At 63.4% G+C, this 2,709-nt stretch carries 3 protein-coding genes; all 3 read right to left on the minus strand.

Annotated elements, in window-relative coordinates:
• On the minus strand, positions 1 to 758 hold a 758-nt coding region (locus EOA29_RS32000), incomplete at its 3' end, for an ATP-binding cassette domain-containing protein (protein ID WP_127222119.1).
• Positions 759 to 773: 15 nt separating this feature from the next.
• Positions 774 to 1,835, minus strand: coding sequence for a Gfo/Idh/MocA family oxidoreductase (locus EOA29_RS32005; protein ID WP_126090641.1), 1,062 nt, complete (start codon positions 1,833 to 1,835; stop codon positions 774 to 776).
• Positions 1,836 to 2,073: 238 nt separating this feature from the next.
• The coding region (locus tag EOA29_RS32010) for a carbohydrate ABC transporter permease (protein WP_145969917.1) at positions 2,074 to 2,709 on the minus strand (636 nt) is incomplete at its 5' end.

Raw genomic sequence — 2,709 nt, forward strand, 5'->3', positions numbered from 1 at the left:
GTCTTGGCCGTCTCGCCCAGTTTGGCGCCGTCGATGAAGTTCATCTTCGGCGAGCCGATGAAGCTGGCGACGAAATCATTGGTCGGCGAATTGTAGAGCTCCATCGGGCTGCCGATCTGCTCGATCCGCCCGGCGTTGAGCACGACGATCTTGTCGGCCAGCGTCATAGCCTCGACCTGGTCGTGGGTGACGTAGATCATCGTCGCCTTCAGCCGCCGATGCAGTTGCGCGATCTCCAGCCTTGTGTTGACACGCAGCGCGGCGTCGAGGTTCGACAGCGGTTCGTCGAAGAGGAACAATTTTGGCTCGCGCACCACGGCGCGGCCGATGGCGACGCGCTGGCGCTGGCCGCCCGACAGTTCCGCCGGCCGGCGCTCAAGATAGGGCTCGAGCGACAGCATGGCGGAGGCGATCTTGATGCGGCGTTCGATCTCCGCGGCCGGCGTGCCGGCCTGCTTGAGGCCGAGGCCCATGTTGTTCTTCACCGTCAGATGCGGGTAGAGCGCGTAGGTCTGGAACACCATGGCGATGCCGCGTTTTGCAGGCGGCGTGACGGAGACGTCGTCGCCGTCGATCAGCACCCGGCCGGAGGTCGAATCCTCCAGCCCGGCGATCACGCGCAGCAGCGTCGACTTCCCGCAGCCCGACGGACCGACGAAGACGACGAACTCGCCGTCATTGACCTCGAGGTCGATGCCTTTCAGCACCTCAACCGGCCCAAACGCCTTCTTCACGTTCTCGATGTTCAGCGAGCCCACGGCTTCGTCCTTGTTCTAGAGTTTGATTGGCGCGCCGGTGCGCACGCTCTCATCTGCCGCCAGGCACACGGCGAGCGACTTCACCGCGTCGTCCATGTGGCGAGTCAGGTCGATATCCTCGCGGATGGCCTTGAGCAGGAAAGCCTGTTCGCGGTCGCAAAGCTCCTGGTGCCCCGGCTCGCCCTCCATCGACAGCAGCTCATCCTCCTTGGCGAACCTGCCGTCCGGTCCCGTCGCGGCGCTGTGCAGGCGGATGGTCGAGGTCTTGGTGTGGGTGTCGATGTCGTCGGACTTCACGCCCTCCTTCATCACGATCGACACGCAACCTTTGGGCGACATCACGTCCTTCACGAAGAAGGCGGTCTCCGAAATCATCGGACCCCAACCGGCTTCATACCAGCCGACCGAGCCATCCTCGAACAGCACCTGGAGATGGCCGTAATTATACATCGAGGGCGCCACCTCGTCGGAGAGCCGCACGCCCATGCCGCGCACTTCGACCGGCCTGGCATCGGTGATCTGCAGCATCACGTCGAGATAGTGAACGCCGCAATCGACGATCGGCGACGTCGTCCGCATAAGCTGCTTATGCGTCTCCCAGGTGTGACCGGAGGATTGCTGATTGAGATTCATGCGGAAGACGTAGGGACCGCCGAGCTTGCGCGCCTCGGCGATCAGCCGCACCCAGGACGGATGGTGACGCAGGATATAGCCGATCACCAGCTTCTTGCCGTTGGCCTTGGCGGCGTCGACGACGCGCTGTGCATCCGCCACAGTCGTGGCCAAAGGCTTCTCGACGAAGACATGGCAGCCGGCCTCGAATGCCCTGACCGCATAGTCGGCATGGCTGTCGGAATAGGTGGCGATCGCGGCGACATCCGGCTTCTCGTCGCGCAGCGCGTCCTCGAAGGAGCGCCTGATGCCGTAACCGGCAAGCCCGTCCGGCAGACGCACGTCGGAACGATTGACCAGCGCCGCGATCTCGAAGCCCGGATTGGTGTGATAGGCGAGCGCATGGCTGCGGCCCATATTGCCGAGGCCGGCAACGACGACGCGAAGGGGTGGTTTATCGCTCACCTGACTGCTCCACTTTCTCTTGAGAAGGTGTCACCCCACCCGGCGCTTCGCGCCGACCTCCCCATCAAGGGGAGGTAGGGCGTTGGCGTGAACATCCCCGCCGAAGAGGCTGTTCTGACCTGATAACCCAGGCGGCCGAGAATAAAGCGGCGACCTTCTACCTCCCCTCGATGGGGAGGTCGGCGCGCAGCGCCGGGTGGGGTGAAGCGCAGCCCTATCGCGAATTGGCTGTTACGGCTCACTTCACCGCTCCCGACGTGATGCCGCGGATCAGTTGCCGCGAGAAGATGACGTAGAGGATCAGCACCGGCAGGATCGCCAGCGACAGCGCGGCCAGGATCGCGTTCCAGTTGGTGACGAACTGGCCGAGGAAGAGCTGCGCGCCGAGCGTCACCGTCTTGGTCTCCTCCGATGGCGCGAGGATCAACGGGAACCACAGATCGTTCCAGATCGGGATCATGGTGAAGACGGCGACCGTCGCCATCGACGGGCGCACCAGCGGCAGCACCAGGCGGAAGAAGATCGTGTATTCCGACAGCCCGTCGATGCGTCCGGCGTTCTTCAGGTCATCGGATACCTGCTTCATGAATTCGGACAGGATGAAGATGGCGAGTGGCAGGCCTTGCGCCGTGTAGACCAGGATCAGCGCCGTCAGCGTGTTAACCAGCCCGCTTGCCACCATCAACTGCAGGATGGCGACGGTGCCGAGGCGGATCGGGATCATGATGCCGAGCGCGAGATAGAGGCCCATCATGGTGTTGCCGCGGAAGCGGTATTCCGACAGCGCGAACGCCGCCATCGCCCCGAACAGCAGCACGAAAAACAGCGAGGCGACGGTGACGACGAGGCTGTTCTGGAAATAGTGGAAGAAGTC

Origin of the sequence: Mesorhizobium sp. M1E.F.Ca.ET.063.01.1.1, from assembly GCF_003998155.1 — a bacterium.
Taxonomy (GTDB): Bacteria; Pseudomonadota; Alphaproteobacteria; order Rhizobiales; family Rhizobiaceae; genus Mesorhizobium.